The organism is Microcystis sp. M53602_WE12 (assembly GCF_030065455.1).
GTDB classification, from domain to species: Bacteria; Cyanobacteriota; Cyanobacteriia; order Cyanobacteriales; family Microcystaceae; genus Microcystis; species Microcystis aeruginosa.
In genome coordinates, this window is record NZ_JASJFB010000603.1 from 1 (window position 1) to 2,636 (window position 2,636).

The 2,636-nt window shown below is 44.2% G+C and carries 1 protein-coding gene; it reads right to left on the reverse strand.

Annotated features, from left to right (window positions below; genetic code table 11):
* Nucleotides 1-426 precede the first annotated feature (426 nt).
* Nucleotides 427-2,499 (reverse strand): WD40 repeat domain-containing protein, encoded by a 2,073-nt coding sequence (locus tag PX482_RS19020; RefSeq protein ID WP_288026711.1) that lies wholly within the window; start codon nucleotides 2,497-2,499, stop codon nucleotides 427-429.
* Between the last annotated feature and the right edge of the window lie 137 nt (nucleotides 2,500-2,636).

Consider the following 2,636-nt stretch of genomic DNA (forward strand, 5'->3'; position numbering starts at 1 on the left):
AGCATTTTCTGGCTCTCGGGGTTTAGGTCTCTAATAAATCTCATTGTATTTTCCTGCTACTTCGTTTCTTCATGTATTATACTTCTGGCTCTTCGGTTTGTGTTATGCAATGGACGGGGATTATAAGGGATGGAACCCTTATATAGAAAGGCATTTAGCCATTTTTGTCAATTGTTTTTTATCTAGAGCGAACTAATCAATTAAGTCTCTTGCCAGATAAGGATTTAGTCGATTTATGCCCCCCTATCGAACCATAACAAGTAACGAAGAGCCGGATATGTCAAGTTAGCCAAGGCTGATCTGAAGGGGGCTAAGTTTGTTGGAGCAGATTTATTTAAGGCAGTAATGCCTAACGAGACTATTTATAATGGAGATGTCTCTAAGTTTGGTGCCTATCAGTAGTTAAACTTCACACCTAGACCCATTTTAATGATCGTCGCCGAAGATGTTGTCACAAAGGCGGCGATCGCTCTCTTCTACTTCGGGGTTATGCTGTAAATAATCCTTTAACCACTTGCAAGCGTATCTTTGGATATCTTTAGGTGTTAAATGGCGAGCCAAATCCCAAATAATTACTGTTTTGTTGCTGCTCCCGGAGACAAGAGTTTTACCGTCTTGACTAAAATGGATGGCGTTAACATCAGCCCCAAACCCCGGCAGCATATTCACTAAAGTACCGTCAAGTTGCCAAATTCTAATGGTATCATCACTACTAGCCGAAGCAATTTGTTGTCCGTCGGGGCTAAATTTAACGTCCAACACCGAATTAGAATGTCCTTCGATGGTTTTAACAGAGGAAGGAAGCCATTGTCCCTTTTCATCAGTCTTCCAGAGTTTAATAGTATTGTCGCCACTTCCAGAAACGAGCATTCGACCGTCTCGGCTAAAATCAACCCCTAAAACGGAACTTAGATGTCCTTTGAGAGTGACAATACTTAGCAAAGTGCCATGGCCATCTATCTGCCAGATTTTGATGCTATTACTCGCACTTCCAGAAGCAATAAACTTGCCGTCTGGGCTAATCGCCACTGCTTGAACACCATCAGTGTGTCCTTTGAGGTTATTAAGTAATTTCCCATCTAGCCGCCAGATTTTAAGCGTTTTATCCCAATTTCCTGAGACAATTAACTTACCGTTGGGGCTAATTGCTACAGAGTGAACACCACCAGTATCTCCTTTCAAGGTATTGAGCAATTTACCATCTAGCCGCCAGATTCTGAGAGTTCCGTCTAGACTTCCTGAAACAATAAATTGACCATTAGGACTAATTTTGACGGTGCTAACTGAACCTTTATGTCCTAGTAGCGTCCTCAGTGTGCCATCTTGCTTCCAGAGTTTGATTGTTTTATCGAAACTCCCTGAGACGATTACATCAGCATTTAAATCTACAGCCGACACCACATCGCTATGGCCAAAAAGAGTCGTCACTAATTCGTTGTAAGGTTTCCAGAGTCTAACCGTTTTGTCGTTACTACCTGAAACAATTTCCAGGTTGTTACCGTAGTTACGGACATCAACTGTATTAACTGCATCGCTATGTCCCTGGAGAGTCATCAATAAAGTACCGTCCAGTTTCCAGAGTCTGACTGTTCTGTCATAACTTCCTGAAACGATTTGCTGACCATCTGGGGTAAAAGTCAGCCCGTAAACAGAGGCTTCATGGCCACTAAAAGTGATGGTCGGCGAGGTATCGTCTAGCTTCCAAAGTTTGAGCGTTTTATCTCGACTACCTGAGACAATCGACTGACCATCGGGGCTGAAAGCGACCACCTTAACTGTATCCCCATGTCCTTCCAGCGTCCTCAATAGGGTGCCATCTCGTTTCCAGAGTTTGAGCGTTTTATCCCGACTACCTGAGACAATCAACTGGCCATCAGGGCTGAAAGCGACTGCCTTAACTGCCCCCCGATGTCCTTCCAGCGTCCTCAATAAGGTGCCGTCTCGTTTCCAGAGTTTAACAGTTTTATCGTTACCACCAGAGGCAATCAACTGACCATCAGGGCTGAAAGCGACTGCATTTACGCCATCTTTATCCCCTTGAATAGTTTTCTCTAAGGTTCCATCGCGCTGCCAGAGTTTAATCGTGTTATCCACACTGGCGGAGGCCAGCAGTTGCCCGTCGGGGCTGAAAGCCACTGCATTTACTGAACCTTTGTGTCCACCACGCTTTTCACCAAGAGTGGCTAATAAACTCCCGTTTCTTTTCCAGAGTTTGATCCTGTTATCTGCACTAGCGGAGGCAATCATCTCACCATCGGGGCTAAATTTGACTCCTAAAACATCGCCATAATGTCCTGAGAAGATATTAGCTTGTTTGATGCCATAGAGGGCTATCTTGAGCATCTCTTTCAGATCATCTTTCCGCTCGGGCGGTAGATTAACGAAAGGTATTGACTCTAAATCCGTTCGTAGCCGCTGGGCCTTCATAGCTGCTGTCAACGCTTCCAATTGTTCATTTAAGGCAAAGGAAGCTTGACTGGTTCGACCGACCGCGACCATTGGTGAGAAGTTAAGCTTGTGTGTAATTTGTCAAGGGGTTATTGAAAAAAAATTGGGGACTACTTCGTTGCCGGTCAGGAAAAGGTGCTACAATCAGCTTGACTGTTGATTTTCGCTTTGTTTTGACAACTCCTAAA

Coding starts and splice junctions, on each gene's coding strand:
- PX482_RS19020 (WP_288026711.1), bottom strand. CDS start 2,499: ATGGTCGCGGTCGGTCGAACCAGTCAAGCTTCCTTTGCCTTAAATGAA.